The 17,844-nt window shown below is 44.3% G+C and carries 10 protein-coding genes; all 10 read left to right on the top strand.

The genetic code is table 11. The annotated features are described in order from the left end of the window. Positions 1 to 285: 285 nt before the first annotated feature. The 10 genes from ROSEINA2194_RS06880 to ROSEINA2194_RS06840 all read left to right on the top strand — a co-directional run bounded on the left by ROSEINA2194_RS06880 (position 286) and on the right by ROSEINA2194_RS06840 (position 17,834). Positions 286 to 636: a hypothetical protein gene (locus ROSEINA2194_RS06880; protein ID WP_007884854.1), complete on the top strand. Its 351-nt coding sequence runs from the start codon at positions 286 to 288 to the stop codon at positions 634 to 636. Positions 637 to 664: 28 nt separating this feature from the next. Then, positions 665 to 1,300: a ribonuclease H1 domain-containing protein gene (locus tag ROSEINA2194_RS06875; protein ID WP_007884853.1), complete on the top strand. Its 636-nt coding sequence runs from the start codon at positions 665 to 667 to the stop codon at positions 1,298 to 1,300. Positions 1,301 to 1,535: 235 nt separating this feature from the next. Beyond that, a complete protein-coding gene (locus tag ROSEINA2194_RS06870) occupies positions 1,536 to 3,248 on the top strand; it encodes a methyl-accepting chemotaxis protein (protein ID WP_044927405.1) in 1,713 nt (570 codons plus the stop codon). 71 nt (positions 3,249 to 3,319) lie between these two features. Then, positions 3,320 to 5,020 carry a GGDEF and EAL domain-containing protein gene (locus ROSEINA2194_RS06865; RefSeq protein ID WP_007884847.1) on the top strand — a complete coding sequence of 567 codons (1,701 nt, stop codon included), beginning with the start codon at positions 3,320 to 3,322 and terminating at the stop codon, positions 5,018 to 5,020. An 81-nt stretch (positions 5,021 to 5,101) separates the two neighbouring features. Beyond that, positions 5,102 to 6,466 (top strand): sensor domain-containing diguanylate cyclase, encoded by a 1,365-nt coding sequence (locus ROSEINA2194_RS06860; protein WP_007884846.1) that lies wholly within the window; start codon positions 5,102 to 5,104, stop codon positions 6,464 to 6,466. A gap of 233 nt (positions 6,467 to 6,699) precedes the next feature. Further along, positions 6,700 to 8,496 carry a Na/Pi cotransporter family protein gene (locus ROSEINA2194_RS06855; protein WP_007884844.1) on the top strand — a complete coding sequence of 599 codons (1,797 nt, stop codon included), beginning with the start codon at positions 6,700 to 6,702 and terminating at the stop codon, positions 8,494 to 8,496. Between the two features lie 202 nt (positions 8,497 to 8,698). Next, positions 8,699 to 12,130, top strand: coding sequence for a helicase-exonuclease AddAB subunit AddB (addB, locus tag ROSEINA2194_RS06850; RefSeq protein WP_007884841.1), 3,432 nt, complete (start codon positions 8,699 to 8,701; stop codon positions 12,128 to 12,130). 18 nt (positions 12,131 to 12,148) lie between these two features. Then, a complete protein-coding gene (gene addA, locus ROSEINA2194_RS06845; RefSeq protein WP_007884840.1) occupies positions 12,149 to 15,697 on the top strand; it encodes a helicase-exonuclease AddAB subunit AddA in 3,549 nt (1,182 codons plus the stop codon). Continuing rightward, positions 15,640 to 16,017: a PD-(D/E)XK nuclease family protein gene (locus ROSEINA2194_RS21855; protein ID WP_252832559.1), complete on the top strand. Its 378-nt coding sequence runs from the start codon at positions 15,640 to 15,642 to the stop codon at positions 16,015 to 16,017. Before addA ends, ROSEINA2194_RS21855 begins: the two co-directional genes overlap by 58 nt. Positions 16,018 to 16,166: 149 nt before the next feature. Next, positions 16,167 to 17,834, top strand: a complete 1,668-nt coding sequence (locus ROSEINA2194_RS06840; RefSeq protein WP_044927403.1) for an AAA family ATPase — start codon at positions 16,167 to 16,169, stop codon at positions 17,832 to 17,834. Positions 17,835 to 17,844 lie beyond the last annotated feature (10 nt).

The raw sequence follows: 17,844 nt of genomic DNA, 5'->3' as shown, positions 1-17,844 counted from the left end.
GGAGTGGTGTTAATTCTCTTTTGCGAACATCTTCACTTGTCATTGATTCCGTGACCTGGACATAAAGTTTATGCACTGAAATGCAAAAACTTTGAAAAATCGACAATTTTTGCAATGGCGCATTACATAGAAAATATTTCAAAATACTGATATAAATGTTAGTGAAATTTAAAAATTGTTGTGATAAAATAAGTTGTTGGTATTTACAGTGATGGTGAGTAAGAATGGCGATAACAACAAACATCACATGCTTTAAATAAAAAATTAGAATACAGGAGACAAAAAATGCAGGACGATTTAAGAGCAGAACTGATCAAACAGTTCCCATCAGAGGTAATAGAGACAAAGGATATGACAGGGAAAGAGTACTATGCCTGTCCGACATGCAAACGCGCAGTTGCAACCGGTACTGAAAAATGTCAGGGATGCGGACAGAAATTAAGCTGGGACAATATCAGGCATGAGAATGAGGCAAAAGGAAGTAAAAAAGCAAAAATCGAGTTTGATGTTCCGGCAGATTTTGCATTAGAGGATTGCAGAAAATGCCCATTGTCCTACATCGGAAGAAATGGGGACGAAAATGTTTACGAGTGTCCACTGCAGATGAGAGGAAGCTGCAGGCTGGAATTATCATAATGAAATATCAGTCAGAAAGGAAGCATACATGGCATCAAAATTCTACGCAGTAAAAAAAGGTAAAATTCCGGGAATCTATAACAGCTGGGATGATTGCAAAAAAATGGTAGACGGTTTTCCGGGTGCCGTATATAAAAGCTTCAAAACACTTGAGGAAGCGGAAGCCTTCGTGGGTGCAGAAGGCAGCTCCAGAAAGCGGAGCGAAAAAGCAGAAAAACCAGATACAGGGAAGCAGGAACAAAATCCGGCAGTCTACGCCTTTGTCGACGGTTCTTACAACATTGCCACCAAAGTCTACGGCTACGGCGGATTTCTCATTCATAATGGAGAGAAAGAAGTGCTGCAGGGAAGCGGAAACGATGCGGAGATGGCATCCATGCGCAATGTTTCAGGAGAAATATTAGGAGCGATGGCTGCAGTAGAACGTGCGATCGAGTTGAAACTTCCGGAAGTGACGATTTATTACGATTACATGGGAATCGAGATGTGGGCAGAGGGAGCCTGGAAACGGAACAGGCAGGGCACGATCGCCTACTATGATTATATGCAGTCTGCAAAAAATAAAATCAGGATTAAATTTGTGAAAGTAAAAGGCCATTCCGGTGTGGATGGCAATGAAGAAGCAGACCGCCTTGCAAAGGAAGCGGTCGGAAATACAATTTAGAAACGTTTTCAAACAAATAATTGAAAAAAGTCATTTAAGGTTTGACAGACATAAAATATGAGACTATAATGTGAGAAACTAGAAGAAAATTGACAGATTTTTCAGGTGGAGGGTAGAAGAAAAAACAGATAAAAAGTGAAATAAAACGAGGCAATTAATACATTGTCAGACTGGAAAAATTAATATATCAGAGAAAGAAAAAAAGTATATTAGAATGGAAAGGAAAATACAATTTATGTTGTCACAAAAGAGTACAATGAAAACAAAACTTGAAAATATGTATCTGCAGAAAAGAATCAGTTACGGTTATAGAAAAGTCATTAACATGATGCTGCTGTCAGGAGTGATTTCTATTATTGCAATAGGCATTCTGTTTGCCAATATGATGAATTATGTCAATAATGTCAACGCAGCAGATCAGGCAGTAAAAACATGCAGAATTAATATAAATACAGCAGCAAGAAATATCCGTGAAATGGCGCTGAATGATGACGAATCCACTTACGACAGCTACGAGGAGAAGGTGAAAGAGCTTCTCGGGATCGTAGATACACAGATGAATGTTTTACACGGCACAGGTGTCATTACAGAGGATCTTTATACAGAATATAAAGGTGCATTTACGGACTGGGGAACGATCGGATATGAGATCATGGAAGAGATCAAGGCCGGTAAGGAAGATCAGGCTGTCGATGGTATCTTAAATAAGTGTACCCCTGCATTAAACAGCTTAGTAGAAATTTCAAAGAAATTAGATGCATTGACTGATAAACAGAGAAGTAAGGCTGTCCAGAGCACGATCTTCTGTGCAGTTGCCGGTATTGCAGTGATCATTATCTTCCTGCTCCTTGCATGGGCAATCGCAAAGAAAGTGAGCAGGATGGTACTTGAAACCATTCTGGAACCATTACATGCGATCGAGGACGTGGCGAAGGAACTCACGGAAGGAAATCTGCACAGCCAGCTGGAATACCACTCCGAGGACGAGATCGGAAGACTTGCACACAGCATGCGTAAGTCCATCCATATCCTTGGAACGTATGTCGATGATATTGACCGCTCCATGAAACAGTTCTCAGAGGGCAATTTTGATGTACAGCCAGAGGTAGAGTGGAGAGGGGACTTTGTTGGTATTTTACAATCCTTTATGGAGTTCCAGAACAGCATGTCTGATACGGTAAGAGGAATCCAGAGGGTTTCCGATGAGGTATCCAACGGAGCAGAACAGGTGGCATCCAGCTCGAACGAGCTTGCAGACGGCGCAACGAATCAGGCAGCAGTTGTCGAGGAACTGACCGCTACCGTTACCGGTGTTTCCGAACAGGTGGCAAACAATTCACAGGCAGCAAAGGAGATCAGCGGAAAAGTGGAACAGCTTGGACAGGCGCTGATCGAGAGCAACGGAAAGATGCAGGAGATGGTTGTCTCCATGAACGAGATCAATGATGCATCGCATGAGATTGACAAGATCATTGCGACGATCAATGAGATCGCATCCCAGACCAACCTGCTTGCCTTAAACGCATCTATTGAGGCTGCAAGAGCCGGTGAGGCAGGAAAAGGTTTCGCAGTAGTTGCAAATCAGGTAAATGTCCTGGCAGATCAGAGTGCAGAAGCGGCAAAGGAATCAGCGGCACTGATCGAGCGCTCTGTGAATGCTGTTGAAAAAGGTATGATAGTTGCAAAGGAAACAGCAGCACAGTTAGAGGAAGTGGCAGAGAATTCAAAAACGATCACAAGTGAAGTGACAAATATCGCAGACACCTTAGAGACACAGACAGCAGAGATCCATCAGATCAATGAAGGAATCGAGCAGATCAATGATGTGGTACAGACGAATTCAGCTACTTCAGAGGAATGTGCGGCTGCAAGTGAAGAGATGAGCAGCGAAGCAGACAATTTACGTACAATGATCCGCAGATTTAAAGTTGCAAAGACGGAAAAATAATATCAGACCAGATAAATTCAATTGGATGCGCAGGAGTATAAGCGCAAAAGAAAAGGGAAGGTTCTCTGGTTATGAATAAGGATGTATATGGAATATTAGGAGATCTGACAGCAGAGATCTTATTGGAAATCATAGCGGAATGCATGGATGATTACCTGTACGTAATCGATCTCCAGAATAATAAGATGGAAATTTCCCAGTCTGCCCTGGATCGGTTTATGATTTCTGAGACACATGTGAGGAATGTAAAGCAGGAGATCATGTCCGTTGTCTACAAAGAAGACCGCACTATGTTTGCAAAGCATATGCAGGCTGTGATGGATGGAAAGGAAAAGGTGCATGATATCCATTACCGGTGGCTCGACAAAAACGGGCTTCCGGTATGGGTCAACTGCCGCGGAGTAGTGATTGATGATGAAGATGGGAAGCCGGGGTATCTGGTGGGATGTCTGAATGAGACCGGAAACCAGCGGCGGGCTGATAATGTGACCGGGCTTTTAGGCGGAATGGAATTTTGTGCTTATCTGCGGTCACAGAAGAAACCTGTGACGACCGGATTTCTTATGCATATTGGAATTGATGATTTTGCAACGGTGAATGAAACACATGGCAGCAATTATGGCGATTATGTGTTAAAAAGTGTTGCAGACTGTATGAAAGAGTGTCTGTCCGGAAATCAGCGACTCTATCATCTGGTCGCAGATCAGTATGTGATCGTGGATCTTGACAGTACGTCCATGGATGATGCCATACAGCTCAAAAAAAAGATCGGTGAGAAAATAGACGAATTCATCATCTCTGAAAAATATGAAGTTGTATTTTCAGCTTCTGCAGGAGTGATTGATGCCTCGACTGTGGCAGAAGGCTACGAGGAATGCCGCAAAAAGTTTGAATTTTCCCTGAAAAAGGCAAAACGGATGGGAAAAAATAACATCTATTTTTACAGGCAGGAGGATTACGAGAAATTCCAGCGGAATGGAAGAATCATAAGTGCACTGAGAAGTTCCATCGCTAACGGGTGTGAAGGTTTTGAAGTATACTATCAGCCGATCGTGGATTGTGTTTCCGGGCGTGTGATCGGTGCAGAAGCACTCATGCGGTATACCATGGTGACAGAGGAAGGCAAGGAGTGGCTGTCTCCGGTCGAGTTCATACCGCTTCTGGAAAAGTCAGGACTGATCATTCCGGCGGGAAGGTTTGTGTTAAATGAGGCAGCAAAAATGTGCCGTGAGATACAGCAATATATACCGGAATTCAGGGTGAACGTGAATATTTCCTATTATCAGATCGAGCATGGAAAGATTGCAGACAAGATACTCACTGCGGTCAGGGACAATGGACTGACACCGAACCGCATCTGCATAGAAATGACTGAAAGCGGCTTCATAGATATGACACCGGTCTTTTGTAAATTCAGGAAAGTGCTTGAGGAAAATGGGATTCAGTTCGTGATCGATGATTTTGGAACCGGATATTCCAATCTCCACTGCATCAGTGACATGAATCCGGGCTATGTGAAAATGGATAAGGATTTTACAGCAAAGGCAATGAGCTGCGAACGGGATTACGAGCTGTTTAAAAAGATCATTGAGATGGTTCACAGCATCGGCATCCACATCTGTGTGGAAGGAATTGAAAAAGAAGACTGGCATCTTAAGATGAAAGAACTGCAGGCAGATTATCTTCAGGGGTATTTTTTTGGAAAACCCTGTGAAAAAAAGAAGTTTATGGAAGAGTTTGTTTGTAATCCGCATAATAATGGCGTATGGTGAGATAGTACCTCTCAGGAGGTGCTATTTTACTATACAGATTTTTATAGAAATTTCATATCTGCATGAAACGGAGTATAAAGAATGAACGAAATAGAAGTTATCTGGAAGTTTTTAGATAATCTGGATGAGTACGTGTACGCAACAGACATAGAGACAGATGAGCTTGTTTATATGAACCGCAAATTGTTAGAGGTGTATGGATTACAGTCCATAGATGATGTGAAAGGGATGAAGTGCTACGAGGTGCTGCAGAAATCTTCTGTTCCCTGTGGTATGTGCAATAATGACAGGCTTTGTGCCGGAAAGTTTGTCGAGTGGCGTTATTATAATCCGGTGATCGATAAATACATGATGTTGAAAGATACCCTGGTGGAAGATCCTGTCACAAATAAAAAGTACCGGATCGAGATCAGTATAGATATCAGCGAGGAGCGTTCACAGGACAAGATGATCCAGAAGTACAGGGATATGGAGTCCTTTGTCAACGAGGCATTGAAGGATGCGCTTTCTGTCGAGTCGCCGGACGAGACGATCCGTATTATTCTGGAATATCTCGGAAAAGTGCTGAACGGAGAGAGAACATATATTTTTGAGAAGAACAGAGATGGCAGGGATGATAATACATATGAATGGACGGCGCCGGGAGTGCCACCGGAGATCGACAATCTCCAGAATCTTCCGCCGGAGATCTGTGAGAACTGGTATCACATTTTTGAGGAGGGAAAATATGTCCAGATACCGGATATTGAGGAGATGCGCCTGAGCGATCCGTTTCAATATGAAAATCTGAAGCGGCAGAATATCCATTCCATTGTTGCCATGCCAATTTATGATGCGGAAAAAGTCATTGCTTTTTACGGAGTTGACAATCCGCCGGCATTTTCATTGGAATATACGTCGGATATGCTTCAGATCATGGGTTCTTTTCTCAAGTCCTGCATCAGACGCAGGAATCTGATGAGGCGTCTGGAAGATCTAAGCTATAAGGATGCGCTGACTCAGCTTGGAAACCGCTTTGCGATGGAAAAGTATGTGAGACAGATCGATCCGGAGCAGAGCGTTGGCGTAGTTTATTGTGACGTTACTGGTTTAAAGGGTGTGAATGACACACTGGGACATAAGGCAGGGGATGACCTGATCCTTAGAGCCGGTGCATGTCTGGAGCAAGTGTTTGGCGATTACGGCGTATTCCGTATCGGGGGAGATGAGCTGCTTGTATTGTGCGCGCAGATCGATCAGGACACGTTGGCGGAACGCATAAGGCAGTTAGAGTGTCTGACAGCTGAGAAGGACGTAAATATCGCAGTGGGAGTGATCTGGCAGGACAGGGCGGACACACATCTGGATGAACTTCTGCAGGAAGCTGAGAAGCGCATGTATGAGGATAAGGCAGAATACTATAAGAAAACAGGGATTGAGCGGAGAGGTGCAGACAAAAAAGGCTGAATCTGCTCTCACTAAATGAGAATAGATAAAAAAGTGATAATAATTTTGTCTGAAAACGATATTTTCCTAGGCGAAATGTAAAAAATTTTAAATAGAAATAAAATGATTGTGATTTTGCCATGAGGTACAGTATAATAAGAAATGTCGGTTAAATGTAAAAATCATGTAAAAAGTTTGTAAATAAAATTGCAGACAGGGATACGTTAGGATGTATAACGTAGTTAGGAGTACAAATGACAACATTTACTATTATTTTATCGCTGCTCAGCGGAGTGGCACTGTTCCTTTTTGGTATGTCCCTGATGGGAGACGGACTGAAGAAAGTAGCGGGTAATAAGCTGGAGCTGGTTCTTTATAAGCTGACGAACACACCGTTGAAAGGAGTGCTGCTTGGAACTGCTGTGACAGCGATCATCCAGTCCTCCTCCGCAACGACTGTTATGGTTGTCGGCTTCGTAAATTCCGGAATGATGAAGGTTGCGCAGGCGATCGGTATCATCATGGGAGCCAACATCGGAACGAGTGTGACAGGCTGGATTTTGTGTCTGTCGTACATTGACGGTTCGAACGGGATTGCACAGCTGCTGTCCACGGCGACTATCTCAGCGATCGTGGCGATCATTGGTATTATCTTTAAAATGTTTGTAAAAAAATCCGGCTTTAAAAATGTCGGTGACATTATGCTTGGGTTCTCCATCCTGATGGTGGGGATGCAGACCATGAGTGGGGCAGTTGCACCATTAAAAGATAATGAGCATTTTGTGAATGTATTGACAATGTTTAAAAATCCGGCGGCAGGTATACTGGCAGGTATTTTATTTACGGCGGTATTGCAGAGTGCATCCGCCTCAGTCGGTATCCTTCAGGCGTTGTCCATGAGTGGAACGATCACTTTTGCAGCGGCACTTCCTATCACCATGGGTATCGGTGTCGGCGCAGCCTGTCCGGTTCTGCTCTCCTCGATCGGAACGAACAAAAATGGTAAGAGAACAGCCCTGATCTATCTGTTTAACGATCTGTTCGGCATGCTGTTCTGGTCAATTGTATTCTATTCTGTCAATGCTGTGGTGCATTTCCCGTTTATGAATGCCACCATGAGCCCGGTACTGATCGCAATGTTAAACACGGTTTTCCGTGCGGCAACGATTTTAGTACTTCTTCCATTTATCAAATGGATTGAAAAAATTGTTTATCTTGTTGTAAAAGATTCGCCGGAGGACGAGGAGGATCAGGCAGACTTCGATCTGCTCGAGGAGCGTTTCCTTGCTTACCCGGATCTTGCAATCACACAGAGCCATCTTGCAATGAACGGAATGGCAAAGAAGGCAAGGAAGAATATTTTACGTGCGTTAAGCCTGTTCCTTGTGTATTCGACAGAAAAGTTTAATAAGGTACAGGAGAAGGAAACACTGATCGATAAATATGAGGATAAGCTGGGAACCTATCTGATGCAGATGTCTACGCATGAGATGAATGGAAGCCAGGCGAAGCAGGTATCCAAGTTTTTGCATACAGTGAGTGATTTCGAACGTCTGGGCGACCATGCGGTGAATATCTCAGAGGTTGCGGCTGAGCTGAACGAGAAGAAAATTGCATTTTCGGATGAGGCACAGTATGAGCTGGATGTGCTGGAGAATGCAGTAAAAGAGTGTGTCAGTCTTGCGGTGGATGCATTCTGTGCGGACGACCTTGAGATGGCGGCAAAAGTAGAACCACTCCGCGAACTGATCGGTATCCTCTGTGATGAATTGAAACTGCGTCATATCGCAAGACTCCGCACCGGAAAATGTGAGATGAAGCAGGGATTTGCGTTTAATGATCTGCTGACGAACCTGGAGCGAATCGCAGCACACTGCTCGAACATCGCAGTTGCCATGATCGAGCTTGAGGCGGCAGATTTTGATACCCATGAGTATTTAAAGAGTGTCCGCGAGTTAAAGAATGACACTTACATGGCATACTTTGATGAGTATGAAAGAAAATATGACATCAATGGTTATCGGAAGAAAAAGACAAAAGCACAGAAATAGAGATCAGTGATTACGGCTGTCGTACTGAAAGGAGAAATTCCCGGATTGTATGGCAGCTTTTTTGTTCCATTCTTTTGGAGAAATTTTCTGATGGAAAACATCATAAGCCGGGAACTTTATTCTAGTCAAAAAAGATAGAATGATGTACTATGAAAAGGAACAGAAAACGAAAATTAGAATTTGAAAAAAGTAAGGGAAAAACATGTCGCTGCAATTTATTTTCGGAAATTCAGGAAGTGGAAAATCATCCTATTTATATAGGAACATACTAAAAGAAGCGGCAGAGCATCCGGAGAAAAATTATCTGGTGCTTGTGCCGGAGCAGTTCACCATGCAGACACAGCGCGAGCTTGTGCGGCTTGAAAAGTCACATGCTATCATGAACGTGGATGTGTTAAGTTTTGCACGCCTTGCATACCGTGTGTTTGACGAGCTTGGGAAACAGAACCTGCGCGTGTTGGAGGAGACCGGAAAGAATCTGGTGCTCCGCAAGCTTGCAGGGGAGCAGAAGAAAAACTTAAGTGTGCTGGGCGGTAACTTAAACCGGATGGGGTACATCAGTGAGGTGAAATCCCTCATTTCCGAGCTGACGCAGTATAACGTGTCACCAGAAAAATTGGATACATTTTTGGAGACGGAGGATGTCGGGGAGACATTGCGCCTGAAAATGCAGGATATCTCGGTCATGTATCACAGTTTTTCTGAATATCTGCAAGGGCAGTATATCACCTCTGAGGAAGTGTTATCGCTATTGTGCGATGCCGCAGAGGATTCGAATATTATAAAAGACAGCGTGATTGTGTTTGACGAATTTACCGGTTTTACACCGATACAGAATCAGCTTCTTAGAAAACTTTTAGTGTTATCAGAGCGTATCATTGTCTCCGTGACGATGGATGCAGGCGAGGATTTTTACCATTGCAGGGGCGAGCAGGAACTTTTTTCCATGAGTAAAAAGACGGTTTCGGTTCTGATGAAAATGGCAGAGGAACTTCATGTCACGGTGGAGGAGCCTGTTGTGTTATCCGATGGAAAAAATCACAGATATAAAAATGCTCCATCCCTGTACTTCATGGAGCAGAATCTGTTTCGACCGTATTATCATAAATGGCGGCAGAAGGAGGATGAACTGCGGATCGTGAGCCTTAAAAATCCGAGGGAAGAGCTTCACTTTGTGGCGCGTGAGATCACGAAATTTGTGCGTGAGAAACAGTACTGTTATAAGGATATCGCAGTGGTGACCGGGGACGTCAGTCTTTACGACAACTATGTGGATGAGATTTTTGCAGCGTATGATATTCCGTACTTTCTCGACCAGACGAGAACCATTCTGTTTCATCCTTTTATCGAGTTTATCCGTGCGGTGCTTGAGGTGGTGGAACTTGATTTCTCTTATGAGAGCGTGTTCCGTTTTCTGCGCTGCGGTCTGACCGATATCACAGAGCAGCAGATCGATCTGCTGGAAAACTATGTGCTTGCCAAAGGGATACGCGGCAGAAAAAAATGGGAAAAACAGTGGACGTTTGTGTTCGATGATACCGAAAAAGAGAACCTCACAGAAATGAATGAGGTGCGGGAAAAGATTTATGGCTTCTTTGCACCGTTATCGGAAGCGTTCACACAGGGAAAGACTGTGCGTGACGAGACCACTGTGTTGTATGAATTAATTGAAAAATTAGAAATAGAACAAAAATTAAAACAAAAAGAACTGGAATTTGAACGGCAGGGCAATCAGGTCAAGGCGAAAGAGTACGCCCAGATTTACAAAATTGTCATGGATCTGTTTGATAAGGTTGTGGACTTCCTGGGAGACGAAGTGCTTCCGGTCAAAGAGTATGCGGATATTTTAGACGCCGGATTTGAGGCTGCAAGAGTCGGCGTGATCCCGCCGGGAAATGATAAAGTGACGATCGGTGACATCGAGCGAACCAGATTGAACCATATCAAAATCTTATTTTTCATCGGTGTCAATGACGGTGTTGTGCCGAAAGCGGGCAATGCCGGAGGTATCATCTCGCAGTTTGAACGTGAGAAAATGGTGGCATGTCATCTGGAACTTGCACCGGGTGCGCGTGAAAAAGTGTTCATCCAGCGCTTTTATCTATATCTGAATGTGACGAAGCCATCTGATTTTTTATATGTGACTTTTTCAAAAGTGAATGCGGACGGAAAAGCACTTAGAAGGTCGTATTTTGTTGGAACGCTCTTGAAAATGTTCCCGGAGAAAACGGTGGAGGAAATCGAGGAGACAACTTCTGCGGACTGCATCATGACGCCGAAGAGCAGCATGGCATTTTTCCTGGAGGGACTGCAGGATGATGACAGGGCATCTGATTTTTCTCAGGTAGAAAAAAGAAAATTATGGAATGCTCTCTCAAAATTCTACCTCACAGATTCCGAGTGGAAGCCGGAAACGGAAAAACTTTTAAAAACTGCCTACGAAGTGCACAGCGATGAGCCAATCAGCCACGCAGTGACGCAGGCACTTTATGGAACCGTGTTGGAGAACAGCGTCACAAGACTGGAGCGTTTTGCGGCGTGTGCCTACGCGCATTATCTGAATTACGGTTTACGCCTAAAGGAGCGTCAGCTTTTAGAGTTTGCAAGCGTGGACATGGGAAATATTTACCATGATGCGCTTGAACATTTTTCCAGACGTGTGGAAAAATCAGAGTACACCTGGTTTAACATCCCGGAGGATGTGCAGGAGACATTTATAGAGGAGAGCATGAATGACGCGATTGCCGGGTGCAAAAATGCCGGAGCGTTTGAGAACGTGAGAAACCGTTACCTGACCGGTCGGATGCGCCAGACCATCAAGCGCACGGTGTGGGCACTTACCACCCAGATCCAGAAGGGAAAATTTGTGCCGAGTGATTTTGAGGTGTCCTTTTCGCGGGCAGATAAATTGGACGCCATCCGTTTTCAGCTGAGTGATGAGGAAAAAATGAACCTGCTCGGCAGGATTGACCGTGTGGACACTTACGAGACGTCGGATAAAGTTTATGTGAAGATTATTGATTATAAATCGGGAAACACGAGTTTTTCACTCGTCAATCTGTATCACGGACTGCAATTACAGCTTGTGGTCTATATGAATGCGGCATTGGAATTAGAGGAAAAACGCCATCCAGGCAAAAAAGCGGAACCGGCGGGTATTTTCTACTATCACATTCAAAATCCGATAGTAGACGGACTTGGAAATGAGACAGAGGCAGAAATACGAAACAGCGTTTTGGAGCAGTTAAAATTAAATGGTCTGGTGAACGATGATCCGGAAATCTATGAGGCGATGGATTCAGATTTTGCCGGAAATTCTTCGGTCATCCCAATCGGAAAAAAAGCGGACGGAAGCTTAAAAGCAACTTCCAAGGTTGCCAGTACTTACGATTTTTCTGTGATGTCTGATTATGTACAGGAGAAAATCAAAGAGACCGGGAAAAAAATCTTTGCCGGAGATATTTCGATTCATCCATACTCGCTGGACGGAAAAAGTGGCTGTGATTACTGTCCATACCATACCGTCTGCGGTTTTGACACCCGGATGCCGGGTTATTCCTATCATAAACTGGAAAAATTTGACAGCGCGGACGAGATATTAAAGCGTATGGAAAACGAAAAGCAGGAACAGTAAATAACAGGAGTGAGAAATATGGGAGTTTCATGGACCACAGAGCAGCAGCAGGTCATTGACTTAAGAAATCGAAATATATTGGTATCTGCGGCAGCAGGTTCTGGAAAGACCGCTGTTTTAGTAGAGCGGATCGTGAAAATCATAACAGACAAAAATCATCCGGTCGACATTGACCATCTGCTGATCGTGACGTTTACCAATGCGGCAGCGGCAGAGATGCGGGAGCGAATCGGAAATGCGATTGAGAAAGCGTTAGACGAACAGCCGGGGAATGAGCATCTGTTAAGGCAGCTGACCCTGATTCACAATGCACAGATCACGACCATCGACAGCTTCTGTCTGTATGTGGTGCGCAATCATTTTCATGAGATCGATCTGGAACCAAATTTCCGTATCGGGGATGAGGGTGAGTTAAAATTACTGCGCGAGGATGTTCTTGGCAGAGTTTTGGAGCAAAACTATGAAGAGCCTTCGGAAGCATTTTCCGATTTTGTGGAGGGCTATGCTTCGGGAAGAACCGATGCTGCATTAAATGAGATGATCCTTCAGTTATATGAGTTTTCCAGAAGTTATCCGTGGCCGGAAAAATGGCTGGATTCCTTTGTGGGGATCTACCGCATCGAAAACAGGGAGGAGTTAGACCGCGCAGAATGGCTTGCTCCGCTCACGCAAAACATCCGCTTTGTCTTAAAAGACTGCGAACAGCTCCTAAAGCAGGCGCTTGCGGTCACACAGCAGGATGACGGACCGGATATGTATGAGAAAGCGGTGCGAAGCGATCTGGAAAAATATGAGAGTTTGTCAAAACTAACATCTTTCTGTGAACTGTCCGTGGCGCTTTCCGATATCAAATACGACAGACTTGCGAGCAGCAGAGGTTTTGAGGGAGATCCCGATAAATTGGAGCTGGTAAAAAGTCTCAGGGAGCAGGCGAAGGATGTAGTAAAGAAGTTATGTAAACAATATTTTTTCTGTTCGCCGGAGATGATGATAGAGCAGTTAGAGCGCACGGAGCCGATGTTAGAAGAAGTTGTCCGCCTCACAAAACAGTTTGCAGATGAGTTCGCAGCTGCAAAACGCCGGAAAAATCTGGTGGATTTTCATGATGTGGAACATTTTGCATTGCAGATTCTTGTGGATGAGGAGACGGAGAAGGCGAAAAAGACTGCGGAAGAGTTCCGGGATACCTTTGAGGAGATCATGATCGACGAGTATCAGGACAGCAACGAAGTGCAGGAGACACTGCTTCGCTCTATTTCCAGAGAGGAGCGTGGGGAAAATAATATTTTCATGGTCGGGGATGTAAAGCAGAGTATTTACCGGTTCCGTCTCGCAAGACCGGAACTTTTCATGAAAAAATACGATTCCTATTCGCTGGAAGAGAGCACCACGCAGCGTATCGACCTGCACAAAAACTTCCGAAGCAGAGAGGAAGTCTTGACCTGCACAAACGATATTTTTTATAAAATTATGGCGCGGAGTCTTGGAAATGTGGAGTATGACGCGGAGGCTGCACTGTATCCGGGGGCAAGCTATCCAGCTATTGAGATGAAAAAAACTGCCGGGAAGGAAGAAACGGCTGAAGAACAGACGAAGCAGAGTATCGCAGACTTCACCCCGGAGATACTGCTCGCAGACAGCAATGACGAATTATTGGAGGACACCGAATTTTCCGATAAGAAGACATTAGAAGCAAAAATTGTGGCGGAGGAGATCAGACACCTGATGAAAACGCAGCCTGTCACCGATAAGGCGACCGGAGAACTTCGGGCGGCACGCTACTCCGATATTGTAATTTTGCTCCGTAGCCTGTCCGGCTGGGCGGATTCGCTTGTGGAAGTGCTGAACGGAAATGGAATCCCGGCGCACACGGTTTCTTCGACCGGATATTTTTCAACGGTGGAAGTACAGACGGTGCTGTCCATGCTGAGGCTTTTGGATAACCCAAGGCAGGATATCCCGATGGCGGCAGTACTCCGCTCGCCGATGGCAGGGCTTACTGATGAGGAGCTTGCGGTGTTAAGGCTTGAAGATGGCAGTGTGCCTTTTCATGAAGCGGTGCTCGAACTGGCAGAAGGACTTTATGAAGAGGACGGGCAAAAAGAAATTTCAGATTCAGAGGCAGATTCAGAGGCAGATCAGAAGCAGGGAAGAAACGCGGATGAGAAAACAGAAAATCATATAGAGATAACCGCTCACCGGAAATTACTCAAATTTTATAAAAAATACAAGCAATTACGGCAGCTCGTCCCGGACACTCCGATCCATGAGCTGATCGAGATCATCCTGCGCGAGACCGGATACGGTCATTATGTGGCGGCAATGCCGGCAGGAAACAGAAGAACGGCGAATTTAAACATGCTTTTGGAAAAAGCCGCAGCCTACGAGAAAACGAGTTACAAGGGACTGTTTCACTTTGTGCGTTACATTGATGAACTGCAGAAATATGATGTGGATTTCGGTGAGGCAGACATGGTCGGGGAAAACGAGGACGTTGTCCGAATTATGAGTATCCATAAGAGCAAAGGTCTTGAGTTCCCAATTGTGATCGTGAGCGGTATGGGCAAAAATTTCAATAAACAGGACACACGGAGCAAAATGGTGCTTCACCCGGAACTTGGTATTGGTCTTGACTACATGGACGGAAAAAAGCGTATCAAATCACCGACTATCGCAAAGAAGGCGATTGCAAAGCAGATCGATCTGGAAAATCTCGGAGAGGAACTTCGTGTGCTATACGTTGCCTTAACCCGTGCAAAAGAAAAGCTCATTCTCACCGGGACATTAAAGGATGCCCCGGAAAAACTAGAATTTTTCAGGCAGCAGGCGAATCTTTCGAAAGCAGCAGACAGACCGCTTTCCTACCTTACAAGAGAAGGGGCTTCCGGTTATCTGGACTGGATACTTCCGGCAGTGCTTTCCTATGGGGACAAATACCCGGTCCGGATCGTGGAAGCGGCAGAGCTTGTCTTAGACGAAGTGGAAAACCAGTTAGAGCAAAATGAAGATCTGACAGAGCGGATCGAAGAGATTGAAGCGGCGGACACACAGCTGGTTGGACAGTTAAAACAGCGGTTTTCGCAGCGTTATCCCTATCAGACAGACATTTTGCGGAAAAACAAATATTCCGTATCCGAATTAAAGCACCGTGCAATGCGTGAGAAATTTGAGGCGGAGCAGGAGGAGACCATTCCGGCATTTTTGGAAGAACCTGTGACGCCAACGATTCCTCTTTTTATCCAGAGAGAGGAGAGTGTGGAACAGGAAACAGCAAACCGTGGTGCGTTGAGAGGAACCGCAGTACACCGCGTCATGGAGTGCTACGATTTTGCCTCAGAAAAAAGTGTACATGAACAGATGGAGGCTATGGAAAAAGAGGAGAAGATCACTGCGGATATGCGCGCACTTGTGAGAGAGCAGACCGTGGCAGATTTTGTTTCCTCGGAAACAGGAAAGCGGATGGCTCTCGCACAGCGCGGGGAGCACTTTACCGTGAGAAACCATTTGTCATGGGATTTACGGAAGAGGAACTGGAAAGATATGGCTTTGGGGCAGGTGCGCAGATGATAGAAAATGAAGCGCAGACTGAAAATGCACAACAGGAAATCATGTCAGAAAATGTGTCGCAGGAAAATCATATGCATGAGGAAGATTTAACTTTAATTCAGGGAATCATTGATGTTTTCTGGATTGAGGATGACGGAATCACAGTCTTGGATTATAAGACAGATCGTGTGGATACTGCGCAGGAGCTGATTGACCGTTATGCGACACAGTTAAAGCTTTATGCGGATGCGTTGGAGCGGGTTTTTGCCACCCGGAAACTGAAGGTGAAGGAGATTCTGATCTACTCGTTCCGGTTAGAAAAGCTGATTTCAATTGAATAAATGTATGCACGAAGATCACTGGAGTCTTAATGATTCCGGTGATTTTCGTATAGAGCGATCATATAGAGCAATCAGACGATATTTTCTTGTGTGCATAAGTGATTCATGGTATCATAGAAATCATGAGAACGGAGGAAGGAGTCGCAAAAATGAAAGCCTTAAACATCCCGGTTGGTATTTCTAATTTTGAAAAAATCCGCAATAATGGATTTTATTATGTTGATAAAACTGGTCTGATCGAGGAACTTCTCAAAACAGAAGCAGAAGTGACGTTGATCACCCGACCACGTCGATTTGGAAAAACACTCGGAATGAGTATGCTAGAAAGCTTTTTTGATATTCGAAAAAACAGTCGGAAACTATTTGAAGGTCTTGAGATTGCACGCCAGAGTGAATTATGCAGCAAGTGGATGAATCAATGTCCGACGGTTTCCGTATCATTCCGGCAGGTGGATGGTCTGAACTTTACAAGTGCATACGATATGCTGACAATGGTGTTTGCCGATCTATATAACAAACATCTTTATCTGCTTGAAGACAGTCATGTAACGGAGTTTCAAAAGAAAACGTTTACAAATATTGCGCATGGATGTGGTTCGGAAAAAGAAGTGAAAAGCAGTCTTGTTCTTTTGACGACTATGATGCAGCAGCATTATGGTAAGGCAGTAGTACTTTTGATAGATGAGTATGATGTTCCGGTTGCAAAGGCAAATGCGCATGGTTACTACAACGAGATGTTAGATGTCATGAAAGGACTATTGCAGGCTTTGAAAGATAATCAGGCACTTTGTTTTGCGGTTGTCACAGGATGTCTGAAAATTGCTAAAGAAAGTATTTTTACAGGAACCAATAATTTTGTGTCTGACACTATCACAGATTCACGTCTAAATGAATACTTTGGCTTTGTCCAGAGCGAGGTGGATCAGATTTTAGCAGATGCAGAGACAGAAGATCAGGCGGAAAATATCCGAAAATGGTATGACGGATATCACTTTGGTGACTTTGATGTTTATTGTCCGTGGGATGTGATGAATTATCTGCTGGAGCTGCAGCACAATCCACAGGCTAAGCCGGTCAGTTATTGGAAAAATACCAGCGATAATGCAATTATCCGTTCTTTTATCGATCATTCAGGAAGCAGCATCACGAAGAAGCTGGAAAATTTAATGGCTGGAGAAACAATTGTTCAGCGTGTGGATGAAAATCTGACTTACGATTATTTACATTCTTCGGAGGATAACCTGTGGAGTATGCTGTATCTGACAGGATACCTCACAAAAGCGCGGAATGAACAAACGGATGAGGTGCTGCCTGACGGTGCGATTGCACTTATGATACCGAATGAAGAAATCAGGGATATATTTGAAACGACGGTTATACAGTGGTTTGATGACAGTACCAGAAAATGGAATCGGACTTTATTGTTTGATGCAGTGTGGAATGGTGACAGTGTGAATCTGACAAAAGAAATGAATATTCTTTTACGACGCACAATCAGTTATCACGATTATAAAGAGGATTTTTATCATGCGTTTCTTGCAGGAATCTTTACAGGTGCCGGATATATGGTGGATTCGAATAAGGAGCATGGCGAAGGGCGTAGTGATGTGGTCGTATATGATCCGGTTAATGGACGTGTTGCGATTTTTGAAGCAAAATACACGAAAAATCAGGAAAAACTGGAAAGTACATGTAATACTGCGTTGCAACAGATAGATGAACGTCTGTATGCAAAGGAGTATGAAGATGATTATGATCAGATTCTATGCTATGGCATTTCATTTTTCAAAAAACGGTGTCTTGTCAAGATAAAGTAAACGGTTAAGT

This window comes from Roseburia inulinivorans DSM 16841 (assembly GCF_000174195.1).
Lineage (GTDB): Bacteria > Bacillota > Clostridia > Lachnospirales > Lachnospiraceae > Roseburia > Roseburia inulinivorans.
Note: the sequence above shows the minus strand (reverse complement) of the source record. Positions and strands in the feature narration are given on the sequence as shown.